16 protein-coding genes are annotated in these 18,339 nt (G+C 48.8%); 12 read left to right on the top strand and 4 right to left on the bottom strand.

Going from position 1 to position 18,339, the window contains the following annotated elements:
- The first annotated feature begins 672 nt into the window (after positions 1-672).
- On the top strand, positions 673-1,725 hold the full coding sequence (locus MESINF_RS03800; RefSeq protein WP_231936846.1) for a BMP family ABC transporter substrate-binding protein: 1,053 nt from the start codon (positions 673-675) through the stop codon (positions 1,723-1,725).
- A 29-nt stretch (positions 1,726-1,754) separates the two neighbouring features.
- Here MESINF_RS03800 and MESINF_RS03795 read toward each other — a convergent pair whose 3' ends face one another.
- A complete protein-coding gene (locus MESINF_RS03795) occupies positions 1,755-2,735 on the bottom strand; it encodes an AraC family transcriptional regulator (protein WP_169698614.1) in 981 nt (326 codons plus the stop codon).
- 121 nt (positions 2,736-2,856) lie between these two features.
- On the opposite strand from MESINF_RS03795, the gene MESINF_RS03790 reads away from it, so the two are divergent.
- A complete protein-coding gene (locus MESINF_RS03790) occupies positions 2,857-3,594 on the top strand; it encodes a GNAT family N-acetyltransferase (protein WP_231936845.1) in 738 nt (245 codons plus the stop codon).
- Here the strand turns inward: MESINF_RS03790 and MESINF_RS03785 are convergent.
- Genes MESINF_RS03785 through MESINF_RS03775 form a run of 3 tightly spaced genes read right to left on the bottom strand, consistent with a single transcriptional unit; the run spans position 3,591 to position 6,384 of the window.
- Entirely contained in the window at positions 3,591-4,256 is a 666-nt protein-coding gene (locus MESINF_RS03785) for an HAD family hydrolase (RefSeq protein ID WP_169698612.1), read from the bottom strand. The genes MESINF_RS03790 and MESINF_RS03785 overlap by 4 nt on opposite strands.
- A complete protein-coding gene (locus MESINF_RS03780; RefSeq protein ID WP_231936900.1) occupies positions 4,253-5,317 on the bottom strand; it encodes an ArsR/SmtB family transcription factor in 1,065 nt (354 codons plus the stop codon). The genes MESINF_RS03785 and MESINF_RS03780 overlap by 4 nt, the downstream gene beginning before the upstream one ends.
- A complete protein-coding gene (locus MESINF_RS03775) occupies positions 5,314-6,384 on the bottom strand; it encodes an ArsR/SmtB family transcription factor (RefSeq protein WP_231936899.1) in 1,071 nt (356 codons plus the stop codon). Before MESINF_RS03775 ends, MESINF_RS03780 begins: the two co-directional genes overlap by 4 nt.
- A 1,106-nt stretch (positions 6,385-7,490) precedes the next feature.
- Here MESINF_RS03775 and MESINF_RS03770 point away from each other — a divergent pair.
- The 10 genes from MESINF_RS03770 (at position 7,491) to MESINF_RS03725 (ending at position 18,218) form a co-directional block, all read left to right on the top strand.
- The gene (locus tag MESINF_RS03770) at positions 7,491-7,952 is read left to right on the top strand and encodes a MarR family winged helix-turn-helix transcriptional regulator (protein ID WP_169698609.1); all 462 of its coding nucleotides are present in this window, start codon (positions 7,491-7,493) and stop codon (positions 7,950-7,952) included.
- Positions 7,952-10,177, top strand: coding sequence for an ABC transporter ATP-binding protein (locus tag MESINF_RS03765; protein ID WP_169698608.1), 2,226 nt, complete (start codon positions 7,952-7,954; stop codon positions 10,175-10,177). The genes MESINF_RS03770 and MESINF_RS03765 overlap by 1 nt, the downstream gene beginning before the upstream one ends.
- On the top strand, positions 10,174-12,048 hold the full coding sequence (locus MESINF_RS03760) for an ABC transporter ATP-binding protein (RefSeq protein WP_169698607.1): 1,875 nt from the start codon (positions 10,174-10,176) through the stop codon (positions 12,046-12,048). The genes MESINF_RS03765 and MESINF_RS03760 overlap by 4 nt, the downstream gene beginning before the upstream one ends.
- A 106-nt stretch (positions 12,049-12,154) precedes the next feature.
- Entirely contained in the window at positions 12,155-12,910 is a 756-nt protein-coding gene (locus MESINF_RS03755) for an IclR family transcriptional regulator (protein ID WP_169698606.1), read from the top strand.
- A 309-nt stretch (positions 12,911-13,219) separates the two neighbouring features.
- Positions 13,220-14,005, top strand: coding sequence for an ABC transporter substrate-binding protein (locus MESINF_RS03750; protein ID WP_169698605.1), 786 nt, complete (start codon positions 13,220-13,222; stop codon positions 14,003-14,005).
- 71 nt (positions 14,006-14,076) lie between these two features.
- Entirely contained in the window at positions 14,077-14,808 is a 732-nt protein-coding gene (locus tag MESINF_RS03745) for an amino acid ABC transporter ATP-binding protein (RefSeq protein ID WP_169698604.1), read from the top strand.
- 17 nt (positions 14,809-14,825) lie between these two features.
- Positions 14,826-15,506, top strand: a complete 681-nt coding sequence (locus MESINF_RS03740; protein ID WP_169700803.1) for an amino acid ABC transporter permease — start codon at positions 14,826-14,828, stop codon at positions 15,504-15,506.
- Positions 15,506-16,150 (top strand): amino acid ABC transporter permease, encoded by a 645-nt coding sequence (locus MESINF_RS03735; protein ID WP_169698603.1) that lies wholly within the window; start codon positions 15,506-15,508, stop codon positions 16,148-16,150. The genes MESINF_RS03740 and MESINF_RS03735 overlap by 1 nt, the downstream gene beginning before the upstream one ends.
- Positions 16,147-17,316 carry a pyridoxal phosphate-dependent aminotransferase gene (locus MESINF_RS03730; RefSeq protein WP_169698602.1) on the top strand — a complete coding sequence of 390 codons (1,170 nt, stop codon included), beginning with the start codon at positions 16,147-16,149 and terminating at the stop codon, positions 17,314-17,316. The genes MESINF_RS03735 and MESINF_RS03730 overlap by 4 nt, the downstream gene beginning before the upstream one ends.
- Positions 17,313-18,218, top strand: a complete 906-nt coding sequence (locus MESINF_RS03725; protein ID WP_169698601.1) for a dihydrodipicolinate synthase family protein — start codon at positions 17,313-17,315, stop codon at positions 18,216-18,218. The genes MESINF_RS03730 and MESINF_RS03725 overlap by 4 nt, the downstream gene beginning before the upstream one ends.
- The last annotated feature ends 121 nt before the right edge of the window (positions 18,219-18,339 follow it).

Here is an 18,339-nt window from a genome sequence, read left to right as displayed (position 1 = left end):
TATAGTTGTGTACCATGCCGGGCGCACGGAGATGCCGGATCAGGTCCGGCATGACGGGAAGGGAGGAAAGGGCGAGATCCTGACTGGGAGCACGTCAGGATGACCTGAGGGGCTGTCATCCCGTAGTGCACCAATCCTGTCATCCCGTAATGCTCTTATACGGGATCTCGCTCTTGCTCTTTCGAAGGAGCGGGGATGCCGGATCAAGTCCGGCATGACGGCAAGGGATTGTCATCCCGTGGAGCCTGTCCTGAAGAGCCTGCCCTGAAATGATCTTATTCAGGGATCAAATTCAGGACTCCTATACGGGATCTCGCTCTCCTGTTCTTCTCGTTCGTTTCTAAACAGAGGTAAGAGGAATGAGGTCAGAGGTAAGAAGATCAAAATCCCGCTCTTTCGAAGGACGGTGGACGGTTCTTTCTGCGCAGCGTCGGAAGCGTTCTTTTAATACTATTTTCTCTTTCAGCAAACGTTGGCCGGACAATGGGGAACGGATCATTTCTTTCTTCCCAAGAGCGGCTTCCACCGCGCGCTTTCAGTCATAGAGGGTGTTTAAAAAGATATCCCGCTATGGCCAATCTTTGTTATAATTCCAGGCGTTAACAAGCAGAGTTGGAAGTTGCGGGCAATAAGGTTTGTTTCAAAAGGCAGAGGATAAAAGGGGGTATCAACTTGAAAGTAAGATTGGTGTTTGTGATGTTTGTGTTGTTAGCGTTATCGATCCAGGCGATGCCTCTTCGGGTCGGTTTTGTGTATGTGGGGCCCACCGACGACGGTGGCTGGTCTCAAAAGCACGACGAAGGGCGACTCTATCTGGAAAAGGTTTTTGGTCATGAGATCGAGACCGAATATGCAGAAAACGTGGTCGAAGGCGAGCAGGACCTTGAAATCATGAGAAGTTTCGCCGAGCACGACTTCGACATCGTCTTCAGTACGAGCTTCGGGTTCATGGACGATGTAGTGGAGATCGCGGCGAATTATCCAAAAACCATTTTCATGCATTGCTCCGGCTACAAAACCTCTGAGAACCTCGGAACTTATTTTGGCAGGATATACGAACCGGGTTACCTTACCGGTCTGATAGCCGGCAGTCTCACAAAGAGTAACATAATAGGCTATGTGGCAACTTTCAAGATACCCGAGGTGATAAGGGGAATAAACGCCTTCGCAATAGGGGTGGAGAAGGTCAATCCCGACGCCCGTATTCACGTTATCTGGACCGAGACGTGGTTCGATCCTTCCGAAGAGGAAGAAGCGGCGATCGCACTCATGGACATCGGCGCCGACATCATAGCCCAGAGTCAGGACTCCCCGGCGGCCGTTCAGGCGGCTGGAAACAGGGGAATCTATGCGATAGGTTATAACACCGACATGAGCGCGTTCTCGCCTAAGACCTTTCTAGCCTCTCCGGTGTGGAACTGGGGTGTCTTTTACGAGAGGGTCGTGAGGGAGGTTATGGATAAGAAATGGAAGAGCTACCAGTATTGGGGCGGAATAAAAGACAAGATCGTGGACATATCGATGAGTTCGCTTGTACCCCAGACAATAGCCGATATAGTCGTAGCCGAAAGGGAGAAGATAATCTCCAGCGATCTTCACCCCTTCGAAGGACCCCTTTACGATCAAAGCGGCAATATGAGATACGCGGCTGGAGAAAGACCTTCGGATGAGGAGCTTCTCTCGATGGACTGGTTCGTGCGCAACGTGGTCGGAGAACCTAAATAAAAGCGGGGAGCTAAACTCCCCGCCACATTTCAAATCTTCTTGACCGGCAGATAGATGTCCACCACTTTCTTTTCTTCGCACTCACTTTTTACGTCCGTCGGGTACAGTTCGAAGGGCAGCCTGTCGTCGGGGAGGTACCCGCTCTGCGGCAACCATTGTCCGTAAAGCCAGTCCCAGGCCTTTCCGTACTCGCTGGAATCCAGTTCGAAACGTGCCACTGCGTACTCTCCCGCCATGATGGTCATCTTTCCGATCTCGCCTTCGACACGTGTATTTTTCGGTACCGTCACGCAGACGCTCAACCTCAACTTATCTTCTTCGGTGACATCGGGGTTGTCGTGGTAGATAATCAGGTACTGCGCATCGGGTCTCTGGAGAAGTCCCCTTGGCCCTGCCCAGGCACAAAGCTTGTTGAAAAGAGTTTTGAAGAGCTTCTCGTCGCCCGCGTAAGGTCCGATGTAACGCACATAAGCCACGTCAGTTTCCGGTAACTGCTTGATGGTGACGCTTTTGCCCATCTTTTCCATATTCATCCTCCTCATCATGATTTCCACACTACGATTGTAGATAGGAGCGGGAAAAGATGCCTTTCTCTCGTTGCTCTGTGTATGATCGAAGTTGCCTTCCTCTTGATCGAGATTGCTCTGTGCGAGTTTTTCCTTCCTCCATTCAAGAGGAGTGAGTTCGAAATACTTCTTGAAGCTCCGGCTGAATGAGGAGGGGCTTGAAAATCCACAGTCCAGGGCGATTTCCGAGACGGTTTTTTTCGAGTCGTTAACCAGAAGAACGGCGGCTTTCTCCAGACGGAGACGCCAGATGAAATGCGAAAGCGTTTCTCCCATGAATACGAAAAAGATCCTGTGAAAGTGGAATCTCGAAAAATTGGCTACATCGGAAAGTTCTTCGAGTGTCAAAGTTTCGGCCAGATGCTGCTCTATGTAGTCGAGGACTGAGTTGATTCTCGAGAGATATGTCGAGTACAGGTTCTGGTCTAGACGCTTTTCTTCCACCTTTCATACCCCCCTTTGTCACGCAGTTATTTTATCATCGATTGGAGAAAGTGAGGGACGAGAGAAAGAGGCCGAAGAAAGGCTATAATATTGCAAAGATGCGAACGATATGGAGGCTTTGATGACGGATATACGCAAGCTCGAAGAGATATCTATGAACGCCTGGCCGGGTGTGTATGTAAGATTCTACGACGGCTGGGTGATGAGGTGTGCAGGAGGTTACACCAACAGGGCCAATTCCATACTCCCTCTTTATGAATCGAGAGAGTACCTGATGCGAAAGATAAACGACGCGGAACTATTCTGCTCGAGCAGGGGACTCCAAACGATCTTCAAGATGACGTCCATATCTCTTCCGTCCGAGCTGGACAGGGCACTGGAGGGCAAGGGGTACGTCGAGAGAGACCGTGCGATAGTCATGACCAAGGAGCTCTCCGGAGCGAAACGGGATCTCTCCGATCTCGACATCTTCACTACTCCGTCCAGAGAGTGGCTGGGTTCCTTCACAAGGTTGAGCAAAAAAGCCGCGGAAAACGAATACTGGTTGGGGAGGATACTCGATTCGATAGTCCCAGAGGCTTTTTACGTAATCTTGAAGAAGAGCGAGGAGACAGTAGGCTGCGCCATGGCAGTCAGGGAGGACGAATACTTCGGTCTTTTCGGCATAACGATCGGTCAGGGGTACAGGAGAATGGGTTACGGCAAAGAACTTACCGAAAAATTGTTGGCGCTCGCCGGGAGAGAAGGAGCCCGGATCGCCTATCTTCAGGTGGATATAGTGAACGACGTAGCTATAAAGCTATACTCGTCGCTAGGTTTCGAAGAGGCTTATCAGTACTGGTACAGGGTGAAGGTTTAGCATCTGCGACTCGACAGTCCGTCTCTTCGCCGCAGATACTCTCCAACTTCGACCAAGTTTTCGAATACCTTGCCGGCACCCGAGAGATCCAGGTGTCTGTTCTCATCGTGCAGAACTGCAAAAACCTCCATGCCGGCTGCCGTGCCGCTCTTTATACCGTTCGGGGAATCTTCGATCACTATACACTCTTCCGGATCGCAACCCAGCAGACTGGCAGCATGAAGGTAAATCGCCGGATCTGGCTTGGATCTGGAGATTTCATCTCCCCCAACTATCGTCTGGAAGTACCGGCCAACGCCTATCTGTTCAACGATCTCCATGATCACGCTCTTCTCGGTCGAAGAGGCAATGCCCAGCTTTACACGGGGAGAAAGAAACTCCAGAAGCTCTACAAGGCCGGGATTTGGACCGAGCCTTTCTCTGGCGATCTCCAGGAAGCGCTCGATATACATCCTTCCAAACTCCTGGGGTGTTAGGGGAAGTCTGGCTATTTCCACGACCACTCTTTGCGTCTCTTCCATTTTCAGTCCCATCTGTTTATCGAAGAGTTCCGGCGTTACCGTCCCGCCGTAACGGCTTACTATTTCCGTACAGGCCTCCCTGTAAAGTCTTTCCGAATCTATCATCACTCCGTCCATGTCGAAAATCACAGCTTTGATCATTGCTTTTTCTCCTTTATCGCCAGAAGGTTTCTGATATCGGCCGCCGCCTTTCTCAAAGTCTCCTTCCTTACAGAGACTATATTGCTGAAGGGATCTATGTCTATGAGCGAAGACTTGAAAAGCAGGCCCATATGGTAAGAGATGGTCGATTTGGCAAGGCCAGTGAACTCTACGAGACGCTTCTGAGGTACAGGCTGAAAATTGAGTCTCTTGAGTATCCTGAAACGCGTTTCGTCGGAGAGTACCTTCAACAGGCTTTGAAGACGCACTTCTTTGGGAATCCTTCCGGAGAAGTCCTGTGTCACCTCTTCTAACCCCATTATCAAGAGATGGAAGGTAGGATAGGTCATCAGGCCAGAATTGGTACGGGACACCGAGTTCTGAAGCGCTATATAAAGCGGTTTACTCTCGTCGGGAGCTATATCGTAATAATCGAGATAGTTTAAAAAGGCGTCCTTTATCTTCTGAGAGGACTGGTTTTCGAAATAGTTTCTTATGGTTTTGAGATTGAGTTCGCGCAAGCCGCTCTTTTCGTATAGCTTAAGTATCTTTAGAGTGTTGGCCACCAGAAAGTCCATCGCGGTTTTGGGGAAGAATAATAACTGGTTTATGAACCATATAGTGTCGGCGCTGATTCCCTCTATAGTATCTATGGCCCGGGCCACCTCTGAGGGCTGCTCGAGAAGCATCTTGAGGAGAGTTTCGTACGAAACCCTAAGCCGCCGGTCGGCTAAAACCTGTATGAATCTGTCTCTGATCATCTGGAGGCCCTCGTCGGAGATATTTAGGCTCTCCTCTATCGTTACTACCATCCCGTCTAGCATCTTCTGCTTTATTGGAAAGAGTATCGGAGCCATGACGCCCAGTTCGTCCATGAATGTGGTGTACATCCTCGTCGTCCATTCGCTGTCCTGCAGAAGCGTATCCCGGAAGTCGATCAACTCTTTGGTAGGTTCGTAATCGACACCGAGTGTTTTGAGGACTTTTTCGACCGGGCCGGTGTTGAGAGAGAAGTGTATGGCCATCGTGAGATCGTAGATCTCGAAGTATCCCGCTATCATTTCCAAGAGTCATCACTCTCTTCGTAAAAGACTTCCAGCCTCTTGATAATGCTTTCGATCCGTTTGCGGTTGAGCGAGAAATATATCCTCCTGCGATCCTTTCTACCGGTGACCAGCGCCAGTTCTCCAAGCGAAGAGAGGTGGTAAGAGATGGTCGCTTTGGAAAGCCCTAAAAGTTTGGCCAGCTCGTCAACGTACCTGGGTTCCTGAGAAACGGCCACCATGATCTGCATTTTCGTAGGATCGGAGAAGTTTTTGAGAAAGAGTCTGAGAATGTGGTCGGTGATATAAGGGTTGACGATTTCTTCGAGTTGCTTGAGCTGATTGTTGAGAACGACGAACTGCTTGTCGCAGGCGTAGGCGTATCTCACGCCCGGATACTGGAGCGTGTTCTGCAGAAGTAGGTACAGAGGAGACTCATCCCTGGCCGTTACTCCGTAGAGTTCCAGAAACCCTGAGGCGACTTCTTTGTATTCCTCCTGACCAAAGGATTCAATGGTCTCGTTTATACAGCCAAGGTTTTTCTTCCTGAGCCCCGAATCTTCGTAATACTTCTTCAGAACTGTCAGGGCAAACATGAGAATCTCCTGAGATTGTTGCGGGAAGTTCACCAGCTGGGTAATGAACCAGGTCGTGTTCTCCGAAAGGTCGCTAGCCCTATCGACGGCTTCGGCAACTATATTTAGATCACCACCCAGTGCCCTTTCAACCTCTTCCTTCGAGAAATTCAAGTTGTTCAGAAGGATGCTCTCGACCACGCATCTGGCCTTACCTCTGAAATCGTTCTTGAGGCTTTCCATAGTCTCTTCGATAGTCACTATCTTTCCAGAAGAGGGGGGCATGTCGCAGAAGAAGATCACGCTATCCTTTATTTCGGAGAATACGTTCACGGCCACCTTTATCGACCAGTTCGAATCGCCTCTCAAGAACCGGAGAAAAAGCTCCAGCTCTTCACCCGGCTTAAAATCGACGCCCAGATCCTCCGAGACTGAATCAAAATAACTCTCTTTGTCGGCATAAGCGCACGCCATGAGAATTTCAACTAATTCAACATATCCGGGAACCATTCGCAAATGAAGCCACACTCCAGGTTCGATATGAATAGAATTATACCATACAAGGTGTTCGATATGTTTAGAACTCATTCTAAAAGATGCAGAAGAAATGAACGGAAAGTATATAAATATCCGTGAATACTGACAGTAGGGCAGTTTGTTCGTCGATGGTGTATGCTCATAACCCGTTCTATGGTCCGAAGTCTTTAGAATCAACAAATAATAGTAGCGGAATGGCCTTCATACCAGCATAGTTTGATGTTCATCGATATTTAATAATTATGGTTTGACAACTATCAAACTAAGTGATATGATCATTATGTAAGAAAAATATCGAACCTGCGGGAGGGATCAGCATGAGAATAAGGACTTTCACGAGAATTAGAGATATCCAGAAAGCCATAGACAAAGCGAGATCGGATTCTGCAAGGTTGGGTAATTTTCTGGCTCTCTAACTAAAAGGCACACCAGTAGAACCGAACATACAAAGCAACCCCCCTTTTTCCCCCACGGAAAGAAAGATGACATTGGGTCTCCAGCGAGACCCTTCTTTTTTTCTTTTGACCGGTACTTGTAATTGTTCAAAAATATCCGGTTATAAAAAACGAGCCCCTTTTTAGGGGCTCCAATGACTTTCTTTCTCTATGTTGAAGGGGCTCTGTTATGCTATCTTCACGCTTCTTAAAAGCGGTAGAAGGCTCCGGACTTGAGGGCGTCTACCTTGATTTTTTCTATCTGGTCGAAGATTTCTTTCACCGATCTGACTTTTGTAGATTTCATTTATGCTCCCTCCTCTAAGTTCGATGTATCTCTTACATTTAGATCATATCACCCGGTTTGATAGTTGTCAAACTATAATTGTTAAGTATCGATGAATATCGAACGTCAAGTGTAGAAAATCGCCCTTTGAAAGAGAGCAAACAGCTCTGAGAAGTTCCCTCCGTACTGTATCGCGAAGTTCCTTTACCGTAGTCCCGTAATTTATTGAGTTCCGATTTTTTGATTTTTCCGTTGACACTTCCGGTTTATTGCTGTAAAATATATTTCGTACGCGAAATATTCGACTACAGATTATTCGGTTACGAAAGGTCCAATAATCTGCTCAGAAGGTGGTTTAGTTGGAAGAGAGTTCGAAAATAGAAGAAATGTTGACACTGATCAAGAGGATAATGTCGCTTATCAAGCAGAGTTTCGAAAGCGACCTTAAGAAATTGGATGTTACCCAGTCACAGATCCTTGTCATGAGAGTGCTGAATCACTATGGCGATATGAAGGTAAGCGATATAAGCAGGAAACTCGATCTCTCAAATAGCACGGTGTCAGGGATCATCGACAGACTCGTCGAAAAGAAGATAGTTGAAAGGAAGAGAAGCGAAAAAGACAGGCGAATCGTTATGATAAGCCTTGCGGAAGAGTATCAACAACCCGTCAAGAGACACCTCATTGCCTTTGCCCAGAAGATGAGAAGGGCACTGTCGACCGCCACTGAAGAAGATCTTGACTTCATTCTGGAAGGGCTTGAAAAGCTTAGAACAATACTTGAAGAATCGCACAATCCAACAGAAAGAGGACAAAACTGATGTTCAAGCTGATCAGGTACCTTAAACCCTACACTGTGTTCATCATAGTCGCGGTAGCGCTGCTCTTCGTCCAGGCCATGTCCGAGCTTGCCCTCCCAGACTATATGTCGAATATCGTAAACGTCGGTATTCAGCAGGGCGGTATCGAAGACGCCATACCCGAGGCTATAAGTAAAGAAACGTTCGATAATGTGTCGCTTTTCATGAGCGGAGAAGACAGGCAACAAATTCTGGAACACTACGTTCTGGTCAACAAAAGCACGGCCGATTACGAAAAGAACCTGAAGAAGTATCCGGCACTTGAGAGTAAAGAAGTCTATATTCTGAAGTCCGACGACATTCAAAGTCGCGACTCACTCAATCTGATTCTTGGCAAAGCGCTTATGGCCTATTCCGGAGTCAAGAGCGCCATGGCCGGGGAAAACGGGAACTTCACCGCTCCCAGCGGTTTCACCATACCGGAAGGAGCGAACGTCTTCCTGCTGATGCGCCTGATGCCTGAAGCACAGAGGCTGGAAATGCTCAATCAGGTCGATACCATGGTCCAAGTCATGGGCGAAAACATAGTCAACCAATCGGCCGCCCTCGCCGTGAAGGAGATCTACGAAGAGCTTGGTATGAACACCCAAAAGCTGCAGAGCGGTTACGTCCTCCGTACAGGTTTTACAATGGTTCTCGTAACCCTGCTGAGCGCACTGTGCACTATAATGGTCGCCTTGATCGCATCGAAGATAGCGGCCGCCTCGGCCAGAGCCCTGAGGAGAGACGTCTTCGAAAAGGTCGAGAATTTCTCGAACTCAGAATTCGCAAGGTTTTCTACAGCCTCGCTCATAACCAGAACGACCAACGACATAACCCAGATACAGCTCGTGGTTGTTCTCATAATAAGAATGGTATTCTACGCGCCAATCATAGGTGTCGGCGGAATAATAAGGGCGCTTGAGAAGAGCACATCCATGTCTTGGGTCATCGCCCTCGCCGTTATTATATTGCTCGGCATGGTGGGTATCGTATTCGCCATAGCTCTGCCGAAATTCAAGAAGATACAAAAACTCATAGACAGACTGAACCTGGTCACAAGGGAACACCTGTCCGGTTTAATGGTCGTCAGGGCCTTCAATACCCAGAAATTCGAAGAAGAGAGATTCGACACTGCGAACAGGGACGTCACGAAGACCGAGCTCTTCGTCAACCGGGTAATGGTTGTGCTGATGCCTGCGATAATGTTCGTCATGAACGGAACCATGCTCCTCATCGTTTGGGTAGGAGCCCACCAGATAGAGGCTTCAACCATGCAGGTCGGAGATATGATGGCCTACATTCAGTACGCAATGTTGATCATCTTCGCCTTCCTCATGTTGACCATGATGTTTATAATGATCCCGAGAGCCTCCGTTTCGGCAGCCAGAGTCTCCGAAATACTTGAAGTCGATCCGCAGATAAAAGACCCAAAGAACCCAAAGAAGTTCGGAAAGAATTTCAAAGGAATCGTGCAGTTCAAGAATGTCTGCTACCGCTTTCCCGGAGCTGAAAAAAACATCCTGAACAACATAAGCTTCACGGCACTCCCGGGACAAACAACGGCAATCATCGGTTCCACAGGTTCGGGAAAATCGACACTATTGAACATGATACCGAGGTTCTACGATGTCTGCGGTGGTCAGGTCCTGGTTGACGGAATAGATATCCGGGAAGTGAGTCAGCACGATCTGAGAGAGAAGATAGGCTATGTTCCCCAGAAGGGCATCCTCTTCAGTGGAACGATAGAGTCGAACTTGAAATACGCCGACGAGACGGCTTCCGAGGAAGAAGTCGAGAGGGCTGCTAAAATTGCCCAGGCACTTGAGTTTATAACCACAAAAGAAGGAGGATACAACTCTCCTATCTCTCAGGGCGGAACAAACGTATCTGGTGGACAGAAACAGAGACTTTCCATAGCCAGAGCGCTTTTGAAGAAACCGAAAATACTTCTCTTTGATGACAGCTTTTCGGCTCTCGATTTCAAAACCGATGCAGCGCTGAGAAGAAAACTAAAAGAAGAAACGGGTGATTGCACAATGATAATAGTTGGCCAGAGAATAGCGACGATAAAGAACGCCGATCAGATACTCGTCCTTGACGAGGGCAATCTGGTTGGAATCGGCAAACACCACGAACTCATGGCAAGCTGTCAGACATACAGGGAAATCGCGCTGTCACAGCTCTCAGAGGCGGAATTAGCATGAGCAGGCAGAACAGAGAAAGCGAAAGAAGTCCTCAAAATCGCGGTGGCGGCCCGATGGGCCCGGGCATGATGCGCGGAGGCGAGAAGGCCAAAGATTTCAGAGGAACCATAAGGAAACTTGTCCAATACCTGAGGAAATATCAGATCCTGATACTCATAGTATTCTGTTTCGCGGCTGCCGGTGCCGTGTTTTCAATCATCGGGCCGAAGATACTTGGGACTGTGACGACAGAAGTCTTCGAAGGTATCATGGCCAAAATCACCGGGACCGGCGAAGGCATAAACTTCGACTCCATTGCCAGGACTATGTTGATCCTCCTCGGACTGTATGTACTCAGCGCGCTGTTCATATATATTCAGGGCTGGATCATGTCCGGCATATCGGCGAAGATCACGTATAAGTTCAGACAGGAAATTTCCAGGAAGATAAATAGGCTCCCGCTCAAATACTTCGACAAGACCTCCCAGGGAGACGTCCTGTCGAGGGTAACCAACGACGTCGATACCATAAGCAGAACGCTAAACCAGAGTCTTAGCCAGATTATAACGTCTATCACGACCGTAATCGGTGTCACCATAATGATGTTCTCGATAAGCTGGCAGCTCACACTGATAGCCCTCCTCATACTACCTGTCTCCATGGGACTCATCGCCTTTGTGGTTAGGATATCCCAGAGATACTTCGCAAAGCAGCAAGAGTATCTCGGGAAGGTTAACGGCCATATAGAGGAGATGTACGGGGGCCACGTCGTCGTAAAGGCCTTCAACGGAGAGGCCAAAAGCATAGAGACCTTCGACAGGCTCAACGGCGAACTGTACGACTCCGCCTGGAAATCCCAGTTTCTCTCAGGCATGATGATGCCCATCATGACCTTCGTAGGCAACTTGGGATATGTCCTCATAACCATAATGGGCGGCTGGTTCGCCGTCAGAAAGATGATAACAGTCGGCGATATCCAGGCCTTCATCCAGTATGTGAGATCTTTCACTCAGCCTATCGCCCAGATCGCGAACATCATGAATATATTCCAGCAGACGGCCGCGGCTGCGGAAAGGGTGTTTGAGTTCCTGGAAGAGGAAGAAGAGATCACCGAGACCAACAATCCTGTAAAAGGAGTCGAGCATCATGGCCACGTCGAGTTCAAGAACGTCAGATTCGGCTACGACCCGGAGAAGATAATAATAAAAGACTTCTCCTGCGAAGTAGACGAAGGACACAACATAGCCATCGTGGGGCCTACCGGAGCGGGAAAGACAACCATCGTCAAACTCCTCATGCGCTTCTACGATGTCAACTCAGGAGAGATACTCCTTGACGGCCACAATATAAAGGAATACACCCGGCACGACCTGAGAGAAAACTTCGGCATGGTGCTTCAAGACACCTGGCTGTACAACGCCAGCATCCGTGACAACATCAGATACGGAAGGCTCGACGCCACGGATGAAGAAATTCTCGCAGCGGCTAAGGCTGCTCACGTTGACTCGTTCATCCACACCCTCCCGGATGGGTATGATTTGGTGCTGAACGAAGAGCAAACCAACATCTCCCAGGGGCAGAAGCAGCTCATAACGATCGCCCGGGCAATCCTGGCAGACCCGAAGGTCCTCATACTCGACGAAGCCACCAGTTCGGTCGATACAAGAACGGAGGCCCTCATACAACTGGCCATGAAAAACCTGATGAAAGACAGGACAAGCTTCGTAATAGCCCACAGGCTTTCGACCATAAGGGACGCTGATCTAATACTGGTTATGAACGAAGGCGACATAGTAGAACAGGGAACCCACAAAGAACTCCTAGCGCGTGGCGGCTTCTACGCAGAACTCTACACAAGCCAGTTTGAAAAAGATTTCGTGGAGGCGGTATAAAGAAAGTAAATCTCTGTCCACGAATTCCTAAGTTGCCGTTCCGGGCAAAGCGCGAATTTTTCTGATATTCTATTAATACTTACGACAATGTTGAATGGAGTGCAATATGACGGAACATTTCAAGGCGTTCAAAAAGGTCGATGAGATATTCGAACTATTTTTCGAGAAAGGCAAATGGCGGTTCAGCGATATAGTTGCCAGGCTTGGCTATCCCAAGGCAACCGTTCACAATATACTGGCCGCGATGACGAATCTGGACTACCTCGCCCGGGACGGTAACAATTATATGCTCGGCAACAGAATACTGCAGCTCAGCGGTCTTATGAGAAGAAACATGGAATTCAGGGAGATCGCGCTTCCTCATCTTGAGGAGCTGAGGAACAGGATAAACGAAACGATCCACCTCACATCGCTTTACAGAGATCAGGTGATATATATCGAATGTCTCCATCCAACCCACGCTTTGAGGCCTCATTCGACCGTCGGTGTGACCGCCTCGCTTTACTGCACCGGAGTTGGAAAAGCCCTGCTGGCTTTCCAGACCGACTCATACATAAACGGCTATCTGGAAAGGGTCAAGCTGGTGAAGAGGACGCCGAACACAATCACGGACCCGGAGCTTTTGAAGAAAGAGATCGATACGATACGCTGCAACGGTTACGCCTACGATAGGATCGAGCAGGAGGAGAGCATAAAATGCATCGCCGCTCCCATACTGGATAACCACGGAGTGGCCAGGTATGCCGTGAGTATAGCCGGTCCGGCTGACAGAATGACCGATGAAGCTATCGAAGCCTACAAGGAACCCTTCTTGAAAACTATGAAGATTCTCAACGATCTTTATAGAGACTTCGCCAACTGATTGCCCACAAAACTCGAGATTCATAAAGCTAACGGTAGAAAAGCACTCATTCAAAGGCAGTGAAGTCAAATCGCACTTCATAATCAGGTGTAAAGACCTTTAATTGTTTCAGAACGTCATAAATCAGAACAGAATGTTTTTGTATTATCGGAAGTAATCTGGTATCGTTAATACATGAATTACTACATTGTTGAATAGTGTTCTATATTATTGAACTAATTCTGCTAATCCACATACATTTTTCAATCCGTGAGGAGTTTTCACTTACCGTAACGGTAAGCATACTAAAAGACGAAAGGGGAAGAAAAAATGAAGAAGTTGCTTGTTTTTGTAGTTATTGCGTTATTGCTCGTGAGTTCCACGCTGGTAGCCACGACGCTGGAGAACATTGTGAAGAAGGGAAAAATCGTTGTGGCAACCGATATGACAGCAGTTCCTATGCAGTACAGAGATCCCACCGGAAAGCCTACCGGATTCACTGTTGAATTGATGGAACTGGCCGCCAAGGAAATGGGAGTCCAGATCGAATGGCAGGATATGGCTTGGGAAAGCCTTATTCCATCGCTCCTCTCGGGAAAAGTCGATATGATCGCCGCGAATATGTCGATGACCCTCACCAGAATGAAGTCGATCCGTTTTTCCGATCCGTACTTTTTGACCGGAATAGTGGCAATCGCAAGGAAGGACTCTCCGCTGGTCAGCTGGAAGGATCTCGCGGCTCCCAGTGTTAAGATGGGCGCGACCATGGGGTCGGTCCACGCCGATTTCATCGAACAGACCTGGGGAAAGAAGGCCTCTCTGTACGATAACCTGGCCGAGTGGATGACCGATCTCAAGCTTGGCAGAATCGATTCGGTCATGGACGATGAGATGATCTGTATCGAACTTGTGAACAAGAATCCCGATTTGAAGATTCTAGAAGGTTATGTCAGACCCGATACTTATGGACTGGCATTCAGACAGGACCAGGATTCCGACTCGCTAGTTAACTGGTTCAACTGGTTCATCAAGTGGGAAAAGCTGACAGGTGAGTACGGAAAGATCTATGAAAAGTATGTCGGCAAGGAATGGGTTCCGTCGTTCGTAGTTGACTGAGCGTTCTGCAAACATTATTCTGTGGGATGGGGCCTTCCCCATCCCACTTCAGGAATTGAAAGGGGAATTCTATGGAACGTGTTGTAAGGATAAGAGGCTTACATAAATCATTCGGAAAACTCCATGTGCTGAAAAACATAGATCTCGATGTTTACGAAAGCGACGTGCTGGTTCTCTGCGGTCCGAGCGGTGCGGGCAAGAGTACGCTGCTCAGATGCATAAACATGCTCGAGCATTATCACGAGGGAACGATCGAGGTACTTGGAAAGGACATCAAATCCAGTCGCGCCAATCTCAGCTATGTCAGGAAGAACTCCGGCATGGTCTTTCAACACTTCAATCTCTTTCCTCACATTTCGGTGATGGACAACGTCGCTCTTGCACCTATACATGTCAAAAAGATGCCGAAAGATCAAGCTTACGAAAAGGCGAAGAGCTTACTTGACCAGGTAGGTCTTTCAGCTAAATACGATGCGTATCCGGGACAACTATCCGGCGGTCAAAAACAGAGAGTGGCGATCGCAAGAGCTCTCGCCATGGATCCAAAACTGATGCTTTTCGATGAACCCACTTCTGCTCTCGACCCGGAGATGATAAAGGAAGTTCTCGATGTCATGATAAAGCTGGCGCTCGGCGGCATGACTATGATAATAGTCAGCCACGAGATGGGCTTTGCAAGAGAAGTGGCCAACAAAGTAGGTTTTCTCGACGACGGAAAGATAATCGAACTGACACCGAAGAACGAGTTCTTCACAAACCCCAGGAGTGAAAGGACCAAAGAATTCCTGAGCAAGATACTGTAGGTGATACCGTGCTTGATATGAGAATGATATCACAGTATCTGCCGGATTTTTTCGAAGCGTTGTTTGAGACTCTCAAGGTAGCCGCACTCAGCGGCGTTTTTGCTTTGATAATCGGAACCGTCGTAGGAATAATATCGACGATGAAATCGAAGCTGGCAATTATCCCCGTAGGGATTTACACGGGTTTTATAAGATCCACCCCTTTGCTCGTTCAGCTCTATTTTGTGCATTACGGGCTTCCCATAACCGGTATCATGTTGACCTCGTTTCAGAGCGCGATCATAGCATTCTCTCTCAACAGCGGGGCGTACATATCCGAGATAGTGAGGGGTGGCCTGACTTCAATGGACAAAGGACAGTCTGAAGCTTCGAGGGCGCTGGGGCTTTCGTGGTTTCAAACCATGAGGTTGATAATCCTTCCCCAGGTGTTCAAGAAGATACTACCACCGTTGATAAGTCAATTCTCTTATCTCATAAAGGATACAAGTCTGGCCGCGGTCCTCGTGATACCGGAACTCACATACACGGCCAGGAAGATAGCGGCGAGAACTTATATGCCCTTCGAGTCTTTCGGGATACCGATGCTAATGTACTTCGGTATTTATCTTATACTAGCGCTCTTGAGCCATCTTATCGGCGGCAAGAAAGAACCAGCACGTAGCGCGAGGCGCTGGTTCGGCTTCGGGAAGGTGGTATGATGCAGGATATATCGCTCATACAGCAGGTTTATAGGCTAGGCATAGCCTTTTTGAGTAACCTGGCCTTTCTGCCCTTCGTTCTCGCCATAGGAATAGTGCTGGGAATAGTGATAGCCTTTGTGAGGTTTCACAGAATACCCGTATTATCGCAAGTCCTGGCCGTACTGGTCGAGATAGTCAGAGGCTCTCCCTTCCTGATAATCGTTTACGCCATTTACTTCGCACTGCCATATGTCGGAATCGAACTGGGAGCCTTCCAAACAGGAATCGTGGTTCTTTCTATAACGGCGACCGCTTACCTCTCCGAGGTTTTCAGAAGCGGCCTTGTAGCTATGGACAAAGGGCAGTTCGAAGCTGCCGAAGCGCTAGGCATGAGCTACTTTCAGAAAGTGACTCTCATAATACTGCCGCAGATAATCAAGACGACGATGCCCTCGATTGTCGGTCAGATAGTTATGACGATAAAGGACACGTCTATCGTCTCGCTGGTAGGGATGGTGGAGATAGTCAGGACGTCCCGTCAGATCATGCAGCTCACGTTGAATCCGTTCATAGCTTTCTCTATCGTATCGGCTTTCTTCATACTCGTATGCTATCCGTTGATAATCGTTTCGAAAAAACTCGAGGGAGGTAATAACAGATGAGATACCAACTGGAGTGCTCAAAGCTTGAGTTCTTCAGGCCGGATGCTTTTGGTTTCATAAACAAGTTGAAAACACAGCCATCCAAATACCCCATGATCAACCTTTCTATCGGTGCTCCGAACAGACCCACGCCCGCCTGGATAATCGAGGCCATGAAGACGCATCTCGACAATCCGGCTTATCATACGTATCCGCCCCAACACGGCGCTCCCGAGCTCTGCGAAGCGGTGGCTTACTGGTATGGCAAACGCTTTGGAGTCGAGATAGACCCCAAAGACAACGTACTCATCACCGTGGGTATAAAGGAGGCCATATTCAACGCACTGCACTCGCTGGTCAATGCGGGAGACGTCGTCATGGTACCCGATCCCGGCTATCCGACCTACTTCGAGGCCGTTCTTTTCACCGGAGGCAAGTTGTTGACCTACAACAGCGATGCCGAGGCGGACGAGGTTCTGAGCGAGATCGAACACAAGGCCAGACTTCACGGGCCGAAGATCGTCATCGTGAACTACCCATCGAACCCAACGGGCAGAATCGTCGGCCTGGATTTCTATAAGAGTCTCTCGGAAATTGCCTCACGCTACGACTTCGCCGTGATGAGCGATCTGGCGTACTCGGAGATAGCCTTCGACGGATTGACGGTCCACAGTTATCTGCAAGCCCGTCCCGGCCTGGAACTGGGATTCGAATACTTCGCCTTTTCGAAGACCTACAACATGGCCGGCTGGAGGGTAGGCGCCATCGTCGGTGACAAGAGGCTGGTAGATGCGGTAAAACTTTATAAATCAAAAATCGACTCTAACGTCTTCTATCCGATACAACAAGCGGCCGTAACGGCTTTGAAAGAGACGCCCGATTCTTTTTACAGAGAACTGAGCGGTATGTATCAGCAAAGACGCGACGCACTCGTTCATGGACTGAGCGATATAGGTCTGAGATTCTCTCCACCGCAAGGTGCCATGTACACCTGGGTGGAAACCCCTGAAGGCGTAGATCCCTGGTTCTTCACCGAGAAATTATACAAAGAATACGGAATTCTAGTTGTGCCGGGAACGGCGTACGGGCTCAATGGGAGTCACAGGGTGAGAATGGGGCTGGTGCAGGAAACATCTCTCATGGAAGAGGCGGCCCGGAGGCTGGCAGAAGGAGGATTATTGCGATGAGACTTTTAGAAGGTGTAGGTGTCGCTCCACTGACTCCAATGTCGGCCGATGGAATGAAAATAGAGTACGGTGCGATATCCAATTATGTGGATTTTCTCGTGGAGAAGGGCGTGAACGGTATGTTCGTGCTTGGCACCACGGGCGAGGGAACCTCTCTCTGCGTTTCGGAAAGGAAGAAGGCGCTCGAGGCTTTCATAAAGGCCAACGACGATAGAGTGACTATAATATCCCACTGCGGCGCGGCGGTTTTCGAGGATATTATCGACCTCCTTAAGCATTCCAAAGCCTGTGGCGCTCACGCTGCCGCCGTTGTGACTCCATTCTTTTTCAAACACAGTCAAGATGAGCTCTTCGCCTTCTACGATGCCATCGCCACGGAGATGGGGGAGTATCCGCTCTACATATACAACATACCGTCGCTCACAAAAAACTGGATAAGCGTCGATGTGTTGAAGAGGCTTCACCAGAAGCATCCCTGGGTCGTCGGTGTGAAGGACAGCAGCGGTGACTTCGTGTACGCATTGTCAGTGATCCAGAATCTCCCCGGTACGTTCAACACGGTCGTCGGTTGCGATGCTGCCTATTCGGCCGTTCTAATGAACGGAGGGAAAGCCTGCGTATCCGGTCCGGGAGCAGTCTTTCCGGAGTTCTTCGTCAAAGTTCGTGATGCGGTAAGGGCCGGCAAATACGATGAGGCCTTCAAAGCGCAGAAATCCCTCACCAAACTCACGATGGCCATTGGAAACGGCGCCAACATACCTTACATGAAAGCCGTTCTTGAGAAGAGGGGTTTGAGAATGGGCGGAGTGAGGATGCCTCTAAAGCTTTCCACGAGAGAAGAGATAGAGGGTCTCGACCGCGAATTGTTCAAAGTTATGGCCGAGGTTGGAATACAGTTCTAACCTTTCAGCCCGATTTTCTCAAGAATAATAAAACTGGAAGCGACCGGAAGTGAAACCCGGTCGCTTCTTTTTTTTTAGCGTTCTTTGGTAAGGCACTGAACGACTTCTAGAAAAAAGAACC

Origin of the sequence: Mesotoga infera (assembly GCF_900157305.1) — a bacterium.
In the GTDB taxonomy this organism is placed as follows: domain Bacteria; phylum Thermotogota; class Thermotogae; order Petrotogales; family Kosmotogaceae; genus Mesotoga; species Mesotoga infera.
Note: the sequence above shows the minus strand (reverse complement) of the source record. Positions and strands in the feature narration are given on the sequence as shown.